This window comes from Mesorhizobium sp. M8A.F.Ca.ET.202.01.1.1, from assembly GCF_004791595.1.
In the GTDB taxonomy this organism is placed as follows: domain Bacteria; phylum Pseudomonadota; class Alphaproteobacteria; order Rhizobiales; family Rhizobiaceae; genus Mesorhizobium.
Map to the genome: position 1 here is coordinate 282,672 of NZ_SRUN01000004.1, position 16,339 is coordinate 299,010.

The 16,339-nt window shown below is 64.4% G+C and carries 19 protein-coding genes; 9 read left to right on the forward strand and 10 right to left on the reverse strand.

Annotation, left to right across the window (positions count from 1 at the left end; translation table 11 throughout):
* Nucleotides 1-156: 156 nt before the first annotated feature.
* Nucleotides 157-654 carry a GAF domain-containing protein gene (locus tag EN845_RS12010; protein ID WP_127280277.1) on the reverse strand — a complete coding sequence of 166 codons (498 nt, stop codon included), beginning with the start codon at nucleotides 652-654 and terminating at the stop codon, nucleotides 157-159.
* 323 nt (nucleotides 655-977) lie between these two features.
* Between EN845_RS12010 and EN845_RS12015 the strand changes: the two genes are divergently transcribed.
* From EN845_RS12015 to EN845_RS12045, 7 genes are all read left to right on the forward strand, one after another.
* A complete protein-coding gene (locus tag EN845_RS12015; RefSeq protein WP_127280276.1) occupies nucleotides 978-1,232 on the forward strand; it encodes a hypothetical protein in 255 nt (84 codons plus the stop codon).
* Nucleotides 1,229-1,495 carry a DUF1488 domain-containing protein gene (locus tag EN845_RS12020; RefSeq protein WP_127280275.1) on the forward strand — a complete coding sequence of 89 codons (267 nt, stop codon included), beginning with the start codon at nucleotides 1,229-1,231 and terminating at the stop codon, nucleotides 1,493-1,495. The genes EN845_RS12015 and EN845_RS12020 overlap by 4 nt, the downstream gene beginning before the upstream one ends.
* A gap of 252 nt (nucleotides 1,496-1,747) precedes the next feature.
* On the forward strand, nucleotides 1,748-2,791 hold the full coding sequence (locus tag EN845_RS12025) for a LacI family DNA-binding transcriptional regulator (protein WP_127870187.1): 1,044 nt from the start codon (nucleotides 1,748-1,750) through the stop codon (nucleotides 2,789-2,791).
* 62 nt (nucleotides 2,792-2,853) lie between these two features.
* Nucleotides 2,854-4,101, forward strand: coding sequence for a sugar ABC transporter substrate-binding protein (locus tag EN845_RS12030; RefSeq protein ID WP_127870186.1), 1,248 nt, complete (start codon nucleotides 2,854-2,856; stop codon nucleotides 4,099-4,101).
* A 311-nt stretch (nucleotides 4,102-4,412) separates the two neighbouring features.
* Nucleotides 4,413-5,336: a sugar ABC transporter permease gene (locus tag EN845_RS12035; protein ID WP_127870409.1), complete on the forward strand. Its 924-nt coding sequence runs from the start codon at nucleotides 4,413-4,415 to the stop codon at nucleotides 5,334-5,336.
* Nucleotides 5,336-6,193 (forward strand): carbohydrate ABC transporter permease, encoded by an 858-nt coding sequence (locus EN845_RS12040; RefSeq protein ID WP_127870185.1) that lies wholly within the window; start codon nucleotides 5,336-5,338, stop codon nucleotides 6,191-6,193. The genes EN845_RS12035 and EN845_RS12040 overlap by 1 nt, the downstream gene beginning before the upstream one ends.
* A gap of 21 nt (nucleotides 6,194-6,214) precedes the next feature.
* Entirely contained in the window at nucleotides 6,215-8,197 is a 1,983-nt protein-coding gene (locus EN845_RS12045; RefSeq protein ID WP_127870184.1) for a glycoside hydrolase family 127 protein, read from the forward strand.
* A 29-nt stretch (nucleotides 8,198-8,226) separates the two neighbouring features.
* On the opposite strand, the gene EN845_RS12050 is transcribed toward EN845_RS12045, so the two are convergent.
* From EN845_RS12050 to EN845_RS12090, 9 genes are all read right to left on the reverse strand, one after another.
* Nucleotides 8,227-9,327, reverse strand: a complete 1,101-nt coding sequence (locus EN845_RS12050) for an acyltransferase family protein (protein WP_127870183.1) — start codon at nucleotides 9,325-9,327, stop codon at nucleotides 8,227-8,229.
* A gap of 384 nt (nucleotides 9,328-9,711) precedes the next feature.
* Nucleotides 9,712-10,110, reverse strand: a complete 399-nt coding sequence (locus tag EN845_RS12055; protein ID WP_127870182.1) for a DUF1801 domain-containing protein — start codon at nucleotides 10,108-10,110, stop codon at nucleotides 9,712-9,714.
* 33 nt (nucleotides 10,111-10,143) lie between these two features.
* Nucleotides 10,144-10,578 carry a DUF1801 domain-containing protein gene (locus EN845_RS12060; RefSeq protein ID WP_127870181.1) on the reverse strand — a complete coding sequence of 145 codons (435 nt, stop codon included), beginning with the start codon at nucleotides 10,576-10,578 and terminating at the stop codon, nucleotides 10,144-10,146.
* Between the two features lie 6 nt (nucleotides 10,579-10,584).
* Nucleotides 10,585-10,806 carry a hypothetical protein gene (locus EN845_RS12065; RefSeq protein ID WP_127870180.1) on the reverse strand — a complete coding sequence of 74 codons (222 nt, stop codon included), beginning with the start codon at nucleotides 10,804-10,806 and terminating at the stop codon, nucleotides 10,585-10,587.
* Nucleotides 10,807-10,843: 37 nt separating this feature from the next.
* Nucleotides 10,844-11,236, reverse strand: a complete 393-nt coding sequence (locus EN845_RS12070; protein WP_127870179.1) for a VOC family protein — start codon at nucleotides 11,234-11,236, stop codon at nucleotides 10,844-10,846.
* A gap of 78 nt (nucleotides 11,237-11,314) precedes the next feature.
* On the reverse strand, nucleotides 11,315-11,746 hold the full coding sequence (locus EN845_RS12075) for an SRPBCC domain-containing protein (protein ID WP_127870178.1): 432 nt from the start codon (nucleotides 11,744-11,746) through the stop codon (nucleotides 11,315-11,317).
* Nucleotides 11,743-12,066, reverse strand: a complete 324-nt coding sequence (locus tag EN845_RS12080; protein WP_127870177.1) for a metalloregulator ArsR/SmtB family transcription factor — start codon at nucleotides 12,064-12,066, stop codon at nucleotides 11,743-11,745. Before EN845_RS12080 ends, EN845_RS12075 begins: the two co-directional genes overlap by 4 nt.
* Nucleotides 12,067-12,442: 376 nt before the next feature.
* Nucleotides 12,443-13,171 carry a gamma-glutamylcyclotransferase gene (locus EN845_RS12085; protein WP_127870176.1) on the reverse strand — a complete coding sequence of 243 codons (729 nt, stop codon included), beginning with the start codon at nucleotides 13,169-13,171 and terminating at the stop codon, nucleotides 12,443-12,445.
* 152 nt (nucleotides 13,172-13,323) lie between these two features.
* Nucleotides 13,324-14,232 (reverse strand): LysR family transcriptional regulator, encoded by a 909-nt coding sequence (locus tag EN845_RS12090; protein WP_127870175.1) that lies wholly within the window; start codon nucleotides 14,230-14,232, stop codon nucleotides 13,324-13,326.
* A 98-nt stretch (nucleotides 14,233-14,330) separates the two neighbouring features.
* Here EN845_RS12090 and EN845_RS12095 point away from each other — a divergent pair, with 98 nt between their 5' ends.
* Entirely contained in the window at nucleotides 14,331-15,554 is a 1,224-nt protein-coding gene (locus EN845_RS12095) for an MFS transporter (RefSeq protein WP_127870174.1), read from the forward strand.
* Between the two features lie 52 nt (nucleotides 15,555-15,606).
* A complete protein-coding gene (locus EN845_RS12100) occupies nucleotides 15,607-16,299 on the forward strand; it encodes a DUF2270 domain-containing protein (protein ID WP_127870173.1) in 693 nt (230 codons plus the stop codon).
* Nucleotides 16,300-16,339 lie beyond the last annotated feature (40 nt).

The window sequence follows — 16,339 nt, forward strand, 5'->3', positions numbered from 1 at the left end:
AATTCCAGGAAAAGTGCGTAGCGGTTTTCCCGGGAGAAGCGCCTAGCGCTTCCCCTTGGGAGTTGAGTAAAAACAAGAAGTTAGAGCGGGTCAGAGATTCTATCAAACTCTGAACCGCTCCAGGAGGCCTTGTCTGAATCTGATTGTGAGCCGGATTCAATCCTCGAACGAACTCGCCGCGACATAGATTGCCGCCAGCGCCTCGATGCCGGCCTGGTCGGCACTGTCGAAACGGCCGGGCGTCGGGCTGTCGAGATCGAGCACGCCGAAGACACCCTCCTCGTCTTCCAGCAGCACCACCAGTTCGGAGCGCGAGTCGGCGTCGCAGGCGATGTGGCCGGGGAAATCATGCACGTCCTTGATCAGCATCGAAGTGCCGAGCTCGACCGCCGTTCCGCACACGCCCTTGCCGACAGTGAGGCGCACGCAGGCCGGCTTGCCCTGGAAGGGGCCGAGCACCAGTTCCTCGTCCGATGCCAGGAAGTAGAAGCCGGCCCAGTTGAGGTCGGGCACCATCTGGAAGATCAGCGCCGAGGTGTTGGCGGCGTTGGCGATGGAATCGCCCTCGCCCTCCAGCAATGCCTTCAATTGCTTGGCGAGGTCGCGGTAGAATTCGGCCTTGTTGGAGGCGTCGATGGCCTTGGCGGCAAACATGGCTTGTCTCCGTATACAGAATCGCGGTTCCGTTTTCCGCAAACGCCCCCAATCGACCACCGGACCATCCTAGGCAATTTCAGGAAGGTGCGAAACGGATTTCCGTTCGAAATAGCGTCCGTTGGCACCTCGGCCCGACCTACATTTCCCGGAGGCAAGGATAATCTTGGCCGCGGGAAAATATTCAAAAGTATTATTTCAGCGCTCGCTTTCTCGGTGCCCGCAAAGCGCCAAATAATTCGAAAGATTGAATTTTTCCTGCCGAGCGCCTATTTATCGGACAAGTTCGTTTTCACGATTTCAGCATGAAGGAGATTTGTTCGATGGCCGATGGCAATCAGACTCTGATGGAAAAAGCCCAAGCCCGCTTTGTCGACAAGCAGAAGAAGACGGCGGAGCACAACAAGGCGACCGCTGAATACATGTCCGAGGCGCGTGCCAGGGAGATCAAGACGAAACGGCTGAGGGAGTTGCGGCTGGCCAAGGAAGAAGCCGACCGCGTGGCCGAAGCTCTGAACCCGACGCCGAAGGCGAAACGGGTGGCCAAGAAGGCCGCCGCAACGGGGGTCAAGACATGAGCCTGACCTTCCCCAACCGCAGCCGCAGCTATGACGTGGCCGGTCAACGCATCCGCTTCGTCGGCCATGACGGCATGCTGCAGATTTCCTTCTCCGTGGCCGCCGATGCCATGACCAGGATGCAGCCCGACACCACCGCCGACGAGGCCGGCTATCTTGCCGCCTTCGACAGGTCGAGTTCCACGATCCACGACGTCGCCGCCAAGGCCTACAGCCGCACCCACAAGAGCTTGTATGTGCTGACATCGGATGATTTCCGCTGAGAAGCTGCCGAAGCGGTCTTGAGTCCATGAATGCGCACGGCGACCTGTGAACCCGGCACCGATTGGCCGCGCCCCCCGCGAAATCCGATCGCGCCAGCGACTGCAATTTTTCTCTTGAACAGGTCTTTGATGTGCCCTAGCTTGAGTTGAGAAAAGGTTTTTCCAAACAGTCCCGATCAGGCTCGGCCATTGGCCGGGCCTTATTCCGGCCGATAAGGGAAAACCTTTTCCCAGCTAAGGATTCTTGCCGCGATGGCATCGGACGATCAGCCAGCTCCGGTCTTTCCCAAGCCCGTCACCTTGCGCGACGTGGCCGCCCGGGCCGGCGTCAGCGTCGCCACCGCCTCGAAGGCGCTCAACGGCCAGGGGCGCATGACGGCCGAGACCCGCGAGCGCATCCGCGAGACGGCGCGCAGCCTGGGATTTCGTCCCAACAGCCTGGCGCAGAGCCTGCTGAGGCGGCGCTCCTTCACCGTCGGCCTGCTTACCAACGATACCTATGGCCGTTTCTCGCTGCCGCTGATGTCGGGCATATCGGACGCCCTGGTCGATGCCGGCGTTTCGGTGTTCCTGTGCAATGTCGAGGAGGATCCGCGCCTCGGCCAGCTCCATGTCGAGGCCATGCTCGACAAGCGCGTCGACGGCATCATCGCCACCGGCAAGCGCATCGACCGCCATTTGCCGGTCGACCTGTCCAACCTGCGCGTCCCGGTGATCTACGCCTTCACCCAGCCCGATCCCGACGCCGTCGCCTTCGTCTCCGACGATGGCGGCGGGGCGCGGCTGGCGATCGAGCATTTCCGCCGGCTTGGCCGCAAGCGCATCGCCCATGTCACTGGCCCGGCGAGCTTTGCCGTGGTGCACGAACGGGCGCAGGCTTACCGCGCCGTCCTGACGGAGAACGGCCTGCCGGTGATCGAGCCGCTGCTCGGCTCCTGGTCGGAAGCCTGGGGACATGACGCCGTGGCGAAACTGTTCGATGGCAACGGCGAAAAACCGGACGCCGTCTTCTGCGGCAACGACCAGATCGCGCGCGGCGTCATCGATGCTCTGCGCGAACGCGGCCTCGGCGTGCCCAATGATGTCGGCGTCATCGGCTTCGACAATTGGGAGATCGTGGCCGAGGCGACCCGCCCGCCGCTGACCTCGGTCGACATGAACCTGGCAGCACTAGGCCGCGAGGCCGGGCTGACCCTGCTTTCCCTGGTCGGCGGCAAATCCGCCGCGCCAGGCATCAGAAAACTGCCGTGCCGGCTGGTGGTGCGTCAGTCCTGCGGCCGTCCGCCGGACGGCTGAAACAAAGCGCCACGCGATCGGCGCCAAGCCGCGGACAGCGGCCAACCCTGGAGGAGGAGAACATGAGGAACCTGATTGCCAAACTGGCCCTGGCCGCTGCCGCTCTGGGCTGCGGCCTGCAACTTGCCGCCGCCGAGACCGCCAACATCTGGGTGCGCGCCGACGGCTCGAACTTCATGCCGAGGATCGTCGACGCCTTCAACAAGGCGAACAAGGACCAGGTCAAGCTCGACATCATCCCCAATGCCGAGATCATCCCGAAATATGGCGCGGCCGCCGCCGGCGGCACGGCGCCCGACGCACTGTCGCTCGACCTGATCTACACCCCGTCCTTCGCCGCTGCCGGCCAGCTCGAGGACATCACCGACTGGGCGAAGTCCCTGCCCTATTTCGCCAGCCTGTCGCCGGCGCATGTGAAGACCGGCACCTACAAGGACCATATTTACGGCCTGCCCTTCTCGGCCGACGCCTCGGTGCTGATCTGGAACAAGAAGCTGTTCAAGCAGGCCGGCCTCGACCCCGAGAAAGGTCCGACCAACTGGGCCGAGATCGAAGCCGATGCCGAGAAGGTCAACGCGCTTGGCGGCAACATCAAGGGCTTCTATTTCTCCGGCAATTGCGGCGGCTGCAACATCTTCACCTTCACGCCGCTGATCTGGGCCTCTGGCGGCGACATCCTGTCGGAGGACGGCTCCAAGGCGACGCTGGACAGCCCGCAGCTGCGTGGCGCCATCGATCTCTACCGCTCCATGGTCAAGAAGGACCTGGTGCCGGCGGGCGCGCAGACCGACACCGGCGCCAATTTCTTCGCCGCCTTCGCCGCCGGCAATATCGGCATCTCGCCCTCTGGCGCCTTTGCCATCGGCGCGCTCAACACGCAGTATCCCAATGTCGACTACGGCATCACCTTCCTGCCGGGCAAGGATGGCAACTGGTCGTCCTTTGCCGGCGGCGACAATTTCGTCGTCACCAAGGGCACCAAGAAGCTCGCCGTGGTGAAGGAGTTCCTGGACTTCGCCTATTCGCTCGAGGGCCAGACCATCCTCGCCAAATACGGCAGCCTGCCGGTGCGCGGCGACATCGCCAAGGACGCGCTGAAGGATCTCGATCCGCGCTACCAGATCGCCGCCGAGGCGATGGCCAAGGGCAAGACCCCCTACTCGGTGGTGTTCAACGATTTGATCAACTCCGCCAACGGCCCATGGACGCAGATGATCAATGAGGTGTTCTTCGGCGACGACGTCGATGGCGCGATCGCCAACGCCCAGGAAACCATGCAGTCGATCATCGACCAGGCGCCGCAGAAATAGGCGCCTGTCCGGCCGCCCGCCTGTCTCCCTGGGCGGGCGGCCGGAAATTGTTTTGGTTCAAATGGCAGGGCTATCGCGTTGAGAAGACTCGGTTGCATCTCCGCTTCGGAGCGTCGGAGGGTTGGTTCTCCCTTCTCCCCTTGTGGGAGAAGGTGGCCTCGCGAAGCGAGGTCGGATGAGGGGTGCTCCAGCTTGGCAACAAGTTCGAAATCGCACCTGCCTCATTGCTTGGCGCACCCCTCAACCGTCTCGGCGCTGCGCGCCGATCCACCTTCTCCCACAAGGGGAGAAGGAAGAACGAGCGCCCAGCCATGACCACCATCACAACCACCGCCCCGCCCCGCGCCCGCAAGCTCGTCGGCGCTGGGCGCCGGCAGTGGATCGGCCTGCTCTATGTCGCGCCGGCGGTCGCGCTCGTCATGCTGTTCTTCGTCATCCCGCTCGGCATGACGGCGTGGATGTCGCTGCACAATTGGCCGCTGATGGGCGAGCATTCCTTCATAGGCCTCGGTAATTACTGGGCAATCCTGCGCGATGCCAGGTTCTGGAACGCGCTGAGGTTCACCGGCTACTACACGCTGATCGTCACCATCGCGATCTTCGCCGTCGCCTTTCCGCTGGCGATCTTCATCGAGCGGCCGCGCCCGTTCACCAATGTCTACCGCACCATGTTCTTCATGCCGGCGGTGGTCGGCTTCGCCTCGGCGAGCCTGCTCTGGTCGTGGCTGCTCAACGTCGATTCCGGCCTGTTCAGCCCCGCCGCCTACGACCTCGGCCTGATCGACAGGAAGTTCAACCTGCTCGCCACCTTCCAGCCGGCCTTCTGGTCGATCATCGCCATGGTGGTGTGGAAAGTCGCCGGCTTCACCATGATCATCCTGATGACCGGCCTGCAATCGATCCCGCAGGACCTGCAGGAGGCCGCCGTCATCGACGGCGCCGGGCCGTTCGCAAGGTTCCGGGCGGTCACCTTGCCGCTGATGCGCCGCACGCTGGCGCTGGCGCTGATCCTGTCGGTGGCCGGCTCGATCCTCGCCTTCGACCAGTTCTACATCATCCTGCGCGGCGGCCCGCGTAACCAGACGCTGACGGCGGTCTACTGGATCTTCAACCAGTCGTTCGTGTCGTTCAAGCTCGGCTATGGCGCGGCGCTGTCGATGGTGCTGCTGGTCATCCTGGTGGCGCTCAGCCTCGTCCAGCTCTGGCTGCTGCGCAAGCCCGAGGGGCTCGACTGATGGCGCAGGCGATATCAGCCAGAGGCAAGCTCGCCGCGCGCTTGGCCAGGCACTCCACCGGCATCATCGCCTCGCTGCTGTTCGTGGCGCCGATCGTGTGGACGGTGCTGTCGGCCTTCAAGCCGGCGCAGGAGGCGCGCCTGCCACCGCTGCCGCCCTGGCCGACCACGGGCTTCTCGCTCGAGAACTATCAAACGCTGAACAGTTTCGGCGACGGCCTGTGGGTCTCGGCGCAGAACAGCATCTATGTCTCGGTGATGACCGTCATATTGTCGGTCATCGTCAGCGTGCTCGCCGGTTACGGCTTCTCGCGGTTTCGGTTTCCGTTCAAGGACCTGTTCTTCGTCCTCATCCTGTCGACGATCATGATCCCGTTCCAGTCGATCCTGACGCCGATCTTCCTGGTGCTGACCAAGCTTGGCCTGCACAACACGCTGACCGGGCTGGTCGGCGTCTATGTGACGCTTCAATTGCCGTTCTCGATCTTCATGATGCGCAACGCCTTCGACGCGGTGCCGCGCGAGATCGAGGAGGCCGCTCGCATGGACGGCGCCGGCAACGCCACCATGCTCATAAAGGTGATGCTGCCGCTGGTCTGGCCTGGCGTCGTCACCATCGCGCTGTTTGCCTTCCTTGGCGCCTGGAACGAGTTCCTCGCTGCCCTGGTGCTGATGACCGACCAGTCCAAATTCACGCTGCCGGTGATGATGACGGCACTTCAGTCGGGCCGCTTCGGCGCCATCGACTGGGGCGCCGTGCAGGCGGGCGTCACCGTGATGATGGTGCCGTGCCTGATCCTGTTCCTGGCTTTGCAGCGCTTCTACATCCGCGGCCTGATGGCCGGGGCCGTCAAGTAATCGATCGAATGGAGTGAGTTCATGACAGCATCGCCATCCCCCCGGCCCGCCACCACAGCCAGGCCCAAGCTCGCCTTCCGCCCGCTGCCGGTGCCGCAGGTCGACGTGCGCGGCTTCTGGGGCGACCGCGCCGAGGCGGTCGCGACGCGCACCGCCGACATCCTTTACGACCGCTGCGTGGAGGCGCGCATGCTGGAGCAGATCGATCCCGATCGTCCCTCGCCCGGCATCGTCATTCCCTTCCACTCGCCGTCGCCCGACGAGGCCGCCTCCCCCGGATTCACCGGGTCGACGGTGACCACGCAGATGTTCTGGGATTCCGATCTCGGCAAGACGATCGAGACATCAGCCTATTCGCTCTACCGGCGCAAGAATCCCGAACTGGAGAAGAAGATCGACGCCGTCATCGACATGTATGGCAGACTGCAGCAGGAGGACGGCTATCTCTCCAGCTGGTACCAGCGCATCCAGCCCGGCAAGCGCTGGACCAATCTGCGCGACTGCCACGAGCTTTACTGCGCCGGCCACCTGATCGAGGGCGCGGTCGCCTACTACCAGGCGACCGGCAAGCGCAAGCTGCTCGATATCATGTGCCGCTATGCCGACCACATCGCCTCGGTGCTCGGCCCGGAGCCCGGCAAGAAAAAAGGCTATTGCGGCCATGAGGAGATCGAGCTGGCGCTGGTCAAGCTGGCGCGGGTGACCGGCGAGCGGAAGTACATGGAGCTGGCCAAATACTTCATCGACCAGCGTGGCCTCGAGCCGCATTATTTCGACGAGGAGGCGCGCGCTCGCGGCGCCGACCCGAAGGCCTATCATTTCAAGACCTACGAATACAGCCAGTCTCACATCCCGGTGCGCGAGCAGGACAAGGTCGTCGGCCATGCGGTCAGGGCCATGTATCTCTATTCTGGCATGGCCGACATCGCCACCGAATATGGCGACGACACGCTGCGTGTGGCGCTCGACCGGCTGTGGGACGACCTCACCACGAAAAACCTCTATATCACCGGCGGGCTCGGGCCGTCGGCGCACAATGAGGGTTTCACCAGCGACTATGACCTGCCCAACGAAACCGCCTATGCCGAGACCTGCGCCTCGGTCGGGCTGGTGTTCTGGGCCAGCCGCATGCTCGGCATGGGACCGAACGCCCGCTATGCCGACATGATGGAGCGCGCGCTCTACAATGGCTCGATCTCCGGCCTGTCGCTCGACGGCTCGCTGTTCTTCTACGAGAACCCGCTGGAAAGCCGGGGCAAGCACAACAGATGGAAATGGCACCGCTGCCCCTGCTGCCCGCCCAATATCGGGCGCATGGTCGCTTCCATCGGCAGTTATTTCTACAGCCTGTCCGACGATGCGCTGGCCGTGCACCTCTATGGCGACTCCACCGCCCGCTTCGACATAGCGGGCGTGCCGGTGACGCTGACGCAGGCGAGCCGCTATCCCTGGGACGGCTCGGTCGAGATCACGGTCGAGCCGCAGGCGCCAGTGGAGTTCACGCTGCATCTGCGGGTGCCGGGTTGGAGCTCCAGAGCGGGCCTCGCCGTCAATGGCGAGACGGTCGACATCGAGGACGTGACCAGCGACGGCTACGCCGCCATCCGGCGCAACTGGAAAAAAGGCGACCGTGTCCGGCTCGATCTCGAAATGCCGATCGAGCGGCTCTATGCCAATCCCGAGGTCAGGCAGGATGCCGGCCGCGTCGCGCTGTCGCGCGGGCCGCTGATCTACTGCGTCGAGGCGACCGACAATGACACCAGCCTGCATCGGCTGACCCTGCCGCGCACAGCCGGCATCGAGGTGCATGACGAACCGGACCTGCTCGGCGGCGTGGTGACGCTTGCAGCCACGGCGCAAGCCGATGCCGGCGACGGCTGGCAGGACGGGCTCTATCGCTCCGAACCGCCGGCCAAGGTCGAGACGCGCCTGACCGCCATCCCCTATTTCGCCTGGGATAACCGCGAGCCCGGCGAGATGCTGGTGTGGCTGCGGGACGGCTGAGGTTGGCGGCAGGGCCTCTTGCGGCTTTGTTATGTCCGGCTTGACTGGGTGGCGGCGGCAGGCAGCGGTGTTTTCGACGCAGCTTGCGCGGCGCTGCCGTCGTCGACATGCGCCCAGGCTGGCCGCTCGAACAGGAACATGCCGAAACCGATGCGCTGGACGATGAAGTAGAGCACCACCGGGCTGATGGTCGAGACCAGCAGCACCGCCAGGCTGAGCATGCCGGTGTCGGTCAGGAGGCCGCTCGCCAGCGCGGCGCCGCGAAACAGCGACATCGGGATGGTGAAGGCGACATAGACGACCAGCGAATGTTCGCCGAGCCAGCGCAGCCATTCCATGGCCGGGAATTTCGACAGGAAGCCGCCAAGCACGCACAGCGCCACCGCCCCGGCGACCGCCAAAGTGAGATGCAGCGGCGGCCATGCCGCCAAGCCCATCCGCATGCCGACCGGCTGCATGGCATAGCCCGGCGAATAGACCAGCAGGCCGTTGACAACAGCCCACAGGAGCAGCCCGGCGACGGCCAGCGCCGGGCGGGCCCGCGTCCATTCGACGAGCCTGAACACCAGCGGCGCCATGACGAAGCCGACGTAGAAAAAGACGAAATAGGCCGCGAATTGTTCGACCGCGTAGCTATCGGGATGCGGCGCCCACATCTGCAGGCAGGCGGCGATCGGGATGACGATCCAGGCAGGGACCGCAAACTGCCGCAGCAGTTTCGCGGCAAGGCCGAACACGGCTAGCATGTAGATGAACCACAGGACGCCATAGGGCTGCACGACGGCCATTGCGAGGTCGTGCAGCATGCCGGCGGGGTCCCTGCTGAAGATGCCGATCTTCAGGCCGATCGAGATAATCGCCCACAGCACGTAGAAATAGAGGTAATGGACGACGCGCCGGTCGACATAGCGCGGCCATGGCCGGTCGATCACCTGCGACAGGAAAAGTCCGGAGATCAGGAAGAATTCGGGCATGCGAAACGGCGTCGCGAAGCCGATGACATAGTGGAGAAAGCCCACCCCGCCCGTGTACTCGCCGGTGTTGTAGGCCGAGTACATCATGACCACGAGGATGATCGAGAGGCCTTTGGCCGTGTCCACCCACGGCATGCGCATCGGGCTGCTGTTCATGGCGGCGAATCCAAACCCGGCCGGCCCGGCTGGCCAGCCTTCATCCGGCCATGTCTAGCACCATCAAGCTTCCCAGATCGTAAACGTGGCCGATCGCTCGCGGCGACGAAACCATTACAGCTTTGACCGTCGGCGCTGCCCCTCACCTGCCTGCCGGCATCCTCTCCCTGTATAGTGACGGGGAGAGGGAAGCTGTATCAGCGTTGCAAAAAAATGCGCGGCGTTGCGGCAGCCACTCTCGCCCCATTTACGGGGAGTTGAGGAGCGATCCGCGCAGCGGACGAAAAGCCAATTGCTTGGCTTTTCGAGTGACGAACGTCCGGCAGGACAGTGAGGGGCGGCGCCGACGTTGACAGTTATGCCTAATGGCGATGACGCGGCAGACTACCTTCGCGCCTTCGACTTGTTCAAAGCCACGGCGGCGCGCACCAGCGCCTTGAAGGCCTCCTCGTCCACCTCTTCGCCTTTCTGGAAGTCGATGGCGCGCCGTGTGTTGCCTTCGAGACTGGAGTTGAACAGCCGCGCCGGATCGGGCAGCGCCGCACCCTTGGCGAAGGTCAGCTTGACGACGGCCTTGTAGGTCTCGCCCGTGCAAATCATGCCGGCATCCTCCCACACCGGCACGCCGCGCCATTTCCACGTCTCGGCCACGTCGGGATCGGCTTGATGGATCAGCGCGCGCAGCCGCCCCAGCATTTCGCCGCGCCAGTCGCCCAATTCCTTGATCCTGCCGTCGATCAGTTCGGAGGGAGATTTGCTCGCCTGCGCTTCCGTGGTCGTCATGATGTTTCTCCTTCGAACTGACAAATAGAGCGCTTACATGCGCTCGCCAGGCAATTGGCTGGCCTGCTTCACCCAGGCGCTGAACCGCGCCTCATCGAACGCGTCATCCTCGCGGATGTCGAGATAGCGGGTATCCCCGCTCTTGGACGCGCCAGGCGGCACCGGGTCCAGCGATTTGCCGCGAAAAAAAGCCACCTTGATGTATTGCGTGAAGCAATGGATGCCGAGGAACCAGCCCTCGCCTTCGACGCCATAGAGCGGCGAGTTCCATTTGACCGCCTTCCGCACGCCGGGCACGGCGCGTTCGATGAGCGCATCGAGGCGTTGGCCGACCTCGCGCTTCCAGCCGGGCATGGCCGCGATATAGGCCTGCACCGGCGCATCACCATGGCCCTTGGCGATCCGCGGGTTGCCGCCGGAAAGCAGCTTCGGCTCAGCCTTGGCGGCTGGTTTGGTCGATTTCGCCATCCGCCCCTACCCGTTGGCGCGCTGCGCGACGCGCCCTTTCGCGACATAGGGCAGCACGAACATATAGAGGCCGCTGAACAGCAAAAGGAAGAGCGGCGGGAGCGGCGAATAGACCACCCAGGCGGGCGGCTGCCCGAACGCCATGGTGGCGAAGTTCGCGGCGACAGTGATCGTGAAAATCATCGACAGCCAGCGATGCGCCTGCCGTATCCCTTTGCTCCAGTCCAATTCTGCCTCCTTGTGCTATGTGTTGAAACCTGGCGCCTTACCAGCGCGCCAGCTCCGTGATCTGGATGAGATTGCCGCAGCCATCGTTCACCTGCGCGATGGTTGAGCCGGTCACCGCGGTCGGCGCCATGGCGAAGGCACCGCCATTCGCCTTGATGCGCTCATGATCGCCCTTGATGTCGTCGGTGAACAGCATCAGCGCCGGCTGGCCCTGCTTGAAGATCGCCTGCTGGTAGGTTTTGGCCGCCGGGTTGTCGTTCAGCGCCAGCTGCAATTCGGTCCCGTCCGGCTCTTCGGCCGAGACGACCGTCAGCCAGCGGAACGGCCCATTGCTGAAATCGGCCTTCTTGGTGAAGCCGAGCACACCGGTGTAGAAGGCGAGCGCCTTTTCCTGATCGTCGACATAGATGCTGGTCAGTTTGATCTTCATCGCATTTCTCCATGGGTTTTGCTGGCGCAGAACCGCCCTTTGATACTGCTGTGTGGTTTTCAGCCTGGCCGGGAACGCTCAGTCCGTTCGCGCCAGAAGCTCTTCCAGCTTCTGCAGGAATTGCGGCCAACCCATCTTGGCGCCGCCATAGGCCCGTCTCTGGTCGGGCCGGAAACCGGCCTGCTCCATGCGCAGATGGGTTCCCGTTGGAGTCGGAGTAAGCGTGAAAGTCACCACGCTCCTGAGATCGAAGGCCGGATCCTGGTGCGCCAGGTTCCAGGTATAGGACAGCGTCCTGTGCGGCTCGACGGCAAGCACCTCGCAATCGAGCACGCCGCCCCAATCGGCGCTGATGTTGAAGCGGTGGCCGACGACGGGATTGAAATCGTTCTTCATCAGCCACTCCTCGATCAGATGCGGTTGCGTCAGCGCGCGCCAGAGTTTTTCGGGCGGATGGGAAATCTGCCGCTCGACGACGACAGTGCGGGTCTCCTGGGCACTATCGTTCACTGGTCCATCCTTTTGAGTAAATCCTCGAGGTCGTCGAACCGGCTTTCCCAGAACCCGGCCATCTCACGCGTCCAGTCCATCAGCGGCGCCAGCGCGGCAAGCTGCGCGCTGTAATGCGTCTGGCGGCCTTCATGGCGGTCGCGCACCAGCCCCGCCTGCTTGAGCACGCCCAGATGCTTCGACACCGCCGGCTGCGAGACGCCGGCCTGTATCGTCAGCGCCCCGACCGTCTGCTCTCCCTGTTGGCACAGCCGTTCGAAGATCGCCCGCCTTGTCGGGTCGGCGAGCGTCCTGAATATCATGTCATGAGCGTCCGGCATCCGAGATCGATAACCCGTTGGCTATTGGTTGACGTATAACCACAGAGATATATGTTCGTCAAGCGGAAGATTGGATGGCGGTTAGTCGAAGCCCAAACTTCGTCATCCTAGGGCGAAGCAGGAGCGAAGCTCCGTCGCGGAGACCCTGGGATCCATGCCGCGACCTTGATCGAGGGTGCAGCGGAGCAGAATTCCGGACCGTGGCGGCGCTTATGTGTCACGGCATGGATCCCTTGGGCTGCGAAGCAGCTCCTCGGGTCTGCGCCGCGTCGCTTCGCTCCTTGCTCCGCCCGTGGATGACGAAGCGGTGGGCGGATCCGCCAATCACCAACGCAGGCGATCCATCGACGCAGGCGACTGGTTCCGTGATAAGCCATTAGACCCCGGCATGCACCCGCCCGATCTCCTGCGCCACCAGCTCCTGCAGCTGCCACAGATTGCGGTCGCGTATGCCGCAGGCGTCGAGGTGGCGGATCGTCTCGAACAGATATTGCGCGCCCGAGCCCCAATGGCCGACGGCGCTCGCCAGCGTCGCGGCGACCGCCTGCTTGTCCAGTTTGCCGGCGTAGCGCGAATTGGCCGGGTCGACGACGAAGCCGAGCGCCCGGCTCATCCCGCCTTCGGTCCTCACCCACAGCCAGCGCGGCACGTTGACGGCGGGCAGGATGGTCATTTCGCGGCGCAGCAGCGCCTCCAGATTGTCGGCAACCGGCTCGGCGATCTCGAACACCATGCCCTGGCACTGGCCGCCACGGTCGAGCGCCATCATCAGGCCGGGCTGATCGAGCGTGCCGCGAAAGCGTTGCACGGTGAAGCAGAACGACCGGTGCCAGCCCCGCGCCACCGCCCGTTCGCCGCCCCTCACCTCGCCGGCGGGCTTCCACAGCAGCGAGCCATAGGCGAACAGTTTCAGCGGCCCGGCCGGTGCCGAGGCCAGGATCTCGTCGCGAAACCGCGCATAATCCTGGTCAGTCATATAGACCATGCCCGGCGTCGGCCCGGCATCCTCGACAACGCGCATGGTGCGCGCCACCAGCGCCTCGGTCAGCGCCATCGGTGACTTGCGCGCGGGTTTGCGCGGTGCGGCGGAAATCGGCTTGTTCATTTTCGTGCCTCGGCCATGGCAGCCATGTTGCCGAAGGCAAAGGGATTCTCAAGAGCCATAACCGTTGGAACCTGGAATCGGCACTTGAGCAATTCCGCGCAGCAGCTTGATCGGATTCGAGAAATTCTGGCGAAATTCAACGTCCCGCGCACCTACGACACCAGCGGCATCGGCACCTTCAGCCCGTCGACCAGTGCGTCGCGGAACAGCGCGATCGGACGCGCCAGCCGCCCGGCCGGCGGACGGTGCAGCAGCCAGGCGCGCACTTGCGGCTTGAAGTCGGGACAGTCGATCACCTCCACCGCGTCGCGCCAGCGGCTGTCGGCGAAAGCGCCCGGGGTGACGATGCCGATGCCGTGGCCACGAGCCACCAGCGACATTCTGAGGTCGACGCTGAGCGCCTCCACCCCGACCTGGAACGGCAGCCTCGCGGCCTCGAAACTCTGCTTGATGAAGGCGCGAAAACCGCAGCCGTTTTCGTTCATCACCCAGGCGAAGCGCGACAGGTCGGCGAGTTTCGCCGGCTTCGGCACGCCAAGGCTGGGGGACGCGACCAGCAGCACCGATTGCGCGCCGAGATCGTCGCAGACCAGTTCGTCCGGCGGCGCCAGGCCTTCGGCAAGGCACACCGCCACCGCGTCGAGCTCGCTGCGCGCCACCTGCTCCACCAGCCTTGGCGACCAGCCCGAACTGATGCGCAGCGTCAGTTGCGGAAAGGCGGCGCGCAGGCTGTCGAGCGGCAGCGCAAGTGCTGCATCCGAGAGATAAGGCATGATGCCCAGCCGGAACTCGCCCTTGACCTCGCCTTGCGGCGAGACGCCGGCCTTCAGATCCTCCAGCGAACGCAGCACGCGGCGACCATGCTCATAGGCCTCGCGTCCTGAGGCGGTCGGCTTCAGCGGCTTCGACTGGCGGTCGAGAAGTGCTGTCGCCAGCCCGTCCTCGAGGTTCTGGATGCGGCGTGTGACACCCGGCTGGGTGAGGTTGAGCCTTGCCGAGGCGCCGACGATCGAGCCGGTTTCCACAACGGCGACGAAGGCTTCGAGATCATGGATGTTCATGCGCACCTCGCATAATCATTATCGAATTTATTGAATTGTAGCATGATAATGCTTTGGCATAAAGTCCTTGCACGATATGCAGCTTCATTGAGGACTTCATGCTCGATACCAATGACGGCCAAACAGCCGGCCGGCTTCCGGTTCAAACCATCACCGCCCCGCAGACGCTGCTGTTTGCCGCCTCCACCGGCATCATCGTCACCAATCTGTTCGCGCCGCAGACACTTGTCGGGCTGATCGGCCCGTCGCTCGGCGCTGGCGCCGCGAGCGTTGGCCTTGTCGCCATGGTGACGCTGCTCGGCTATGCCGCCGGCCTGTTCTTCCTGGTGCCGATGACCGACCTCGCCGAGAACCGCACCCTGATCCTGCGCATGCTGGTCGCGGCGGCATTGGCGGCCGGCGTGGCGGCGCTGGCGCCCACCATCGCCTCGCTGCTGATCGTCCTGTTCGGGCTCGGCGCCGCCTGTTCGGCGATCCAGATTCTGGTGCCGATCGCCGCCTCGATGGCCCCGCCCGGCGAGGCAGGCCGCGTCATCGGCGACGTGATGAGCGGGCTGATGATCGGCATCCTGCTGGCGCGGCCGTTGGCCAGCCTCGTCGCCGACGCCTGGGGCTGGCGCGCCTTCTACGGCCTCAGCGCCGCCGCCTTGACGCTGCTCGCCATCGTGCTTGCCTTCACGCTGCCGCGCCGGCGGCCGGTGGCGAAATCGTCTTATGGCAAGCTGATCGCTTCACTGTTCCATCTGCTGCACGAGGAGCCGGTGCTGCGGCGCCGCGCGCTGACGGCGGCCCTGGTGATGGCGGCGTTCAGCCTGTTCTGGACGGCGGTCGCCCTGCGCCTCGCGCAGCCACCCTTCGGCCTTGGCCAGCGCGGTATCGCACTGTTCGCTTTGGTCGGCGCCGGCGGTGCCGTGGTCACGCCTTTGTTCGGCCGCGCCGGCGATCAGGGCTGGACGCGATCCGCCACCATCTTCTGCCATCTCGTGCTGATCGGTGCGATGGCGCTGGCGGCCTGGGCCGGCTCTTCCTTGTCCGAAACGTCCTGGACGCCGCTCGTGCTGATGGGCATCAGCGCCGTGCTGCTCGATATCGGCGTTACCGGCGATCAGACGCTCGGCCGCCGCGCCATCAACCTGCTGCGGCCCGAGGCGCGCGGCCGCCTCAACGGCCTGTTCGTCGGCATTTTCTTCATCGGCGGCGCCATCGGCTCATTGCTGGCCGGTGTTGCCTGGGCCTGGGCCGGGTGGCCGGCGGTCTGCGCCATCGGCGGCGCCTTTGGGCTCGTCGCACTGCTAGTCGACTGGATCGGCGGCCCGGAATGACCGCCTGCCGGAACGACATTGCCTCATAAGCGTTGTCGGCTGGGAGGAAGTCATGAACGATGCGCCGGCAACGCCCGTCGGCAGACCGCTTTCGCCAGGCGAACTGGTCACCGTTATGTCCCATTTCCATCGCGCCGAGATCGCCCGCATGGCCGGCTGGCGCGACCGCCTCGACCGCACCAGCAATTGGGCGATCACCGTTGTCGCGGCGATGCTGTCCGTGTCGCTGTCGACGGCCAGCGCCCATCACGGCGTGCTGCTGTTCGCCATGCTGCTGGTGCTGCTTTTGTTGTGGATCGAGGCGCGCCGCTATCGCTTCTTCGACGTCTACCGCGCCCGCGTGCGCCAGTTCGAGCGCCATTATTTCGCGCAGATCTTCTCGCCGCAGCCCGATTTCGCCTCCGACTGGCTGCTGGTCGTCGGCGAGAGCCTGCGCACGCCAAAATTCCTGGTTTCGCAGCGCGTGGCGCTGGCGCGCCGTCTGCGCCGCAACTACCTGCACATGATGCTGATCCTGCTGCTCGCCTGGATCCTCAAACTGTCGACCCCGAGCCTCATCGATCAAGGCGTGCCGGTCGGCTTTGTCGGCACAATGCGCGAGGCCGTCGGCGCGGCGGCGCTCGGTCCCATCCCGGGCGCGGCCATCGTCGCCGTGGTTGCCCTCCTCTATGCCGGCCTGCTGGCGGCCGCCTTCCTGACGCCAGGCGACGACGGCGAACTCTCCTTCGGCGACGTCCACGTCTGACCTCGATGCCGGACGCCAACAACTCGCGACGGATGGCTGC

Coding starts and splice junctions, on each gene's coding strand:
- EN845_RS12010 (WP_127280277.1), bottom strand. CDS start 654: ATGTTTGCCGCCAAGGCCATCGACGCCTCCAACAAGGCCGAATTCTAC.
- EN845_RS12015 (WP_127280276.1), top strand. CDS start 978: ATGGCCGATGGCAATCAGACTCTGATGGAAAAAGCCCAAGCCCGCTTT.
- EN845_RS12020 (WP_127280275.1), top strand. CDS start 1,229: ATGAGCCTGACCTTCCCCAACCGCAGCCGCAGCTATGACGTGGCCGGT.
- EN845_RS12025 (WP_127870187.1), top strand. CDS start 1,748: ATGGCATCGGACGATCAGCCAGCTCCGGTCTTTCCCAAGCCCGTCACC.
- EN845_RS12030 (WP_127870186.1), top strand. CDS start 2,854: ATGAGGAACCTGATTGCCAAACTGGCCCTGGCCGCTGCCGCTCTGGGC.
- EN845_RS12035 (WP_127870409.1), top strand. CDS start 4,413: ATGACCACCATCACAACCACCGCCCCGCCCCGCGCCCGCAAGCTCGTC.
- EN845_RS12040 (WP_127870185.1), top strand. CDS start 5,336: ATGGCGCAGGCGATATCAGCCAGAGGCAAGCTCGCCGCGCGCTTGGCC.
- EN845_RS12045 (WP_127870184.1), top strand. CDS start 6,215: ATGACAGCATCGCCATCCCCCCGGCCCGCCACCACAGCCAGGCCCAAG.
- EN845_RS12050 (WP_127870183.1), bottom strand. CDS start 9,327: ATGAACAGCAGCCCGATGCGCATGCCGTGGGTGGACACGGCCAAAGGC.
- EN845_RS12055 (WP_127870182.1), bottom strand. CDS start 10,110: ATGACGACCACGGAAGCGCAGGCGAGCAAATCTCCCTCCGAACTGATC.
- EN845_RS12060 (WP_127870181.1), bottom strand. CDS start 10,578: ATGGCGAAATCGACCAAACCAGCCGCCAAGGCTGAGCCGAAGCTGCTT.
- EN845_RS12070 (WP_127870179.1), bottom strand. CDS start 11,236: ATGAAGATCAAACTGACCAGCATCTATGTCGACGATCAGGAAAAGGCG.
- EN845_RS12080 (WP_127870177.1), bottom strand. CDS start 12,066: ATGCCGGACGCTCATGACATGATATTCAGGACGCTCGCCGACCCGACA.
- EN845_RS12085 (WP_127870176.1), bottom strand. CDS start 13,171: ATGAACAAGCCGATTTCCGCCGCACCGCGCAAACCCGCGCGCAAGTCA.
- EN845_RS12090 (WP_127870175.1), bottom strand. CDS start 14,232: ATGAACATCCATGATCTCGAAGCCTTCGTCGCCGTTGTGGAAACCGGC.
- EN845_RS12095 (WP_127870174.1), top strand. CDS start 14,331: ATGCTCGATACCAATGACGGCCAAACAGCCGGCCGGCTTCCGGTTCAA.
- EN845_RS12100 (WP_127870173.1), top strand. CDS start 15,607: ATGAACGATGCGCCGGCAACGCCCGTCGGCAGACCGCTTTCGCCAGGC.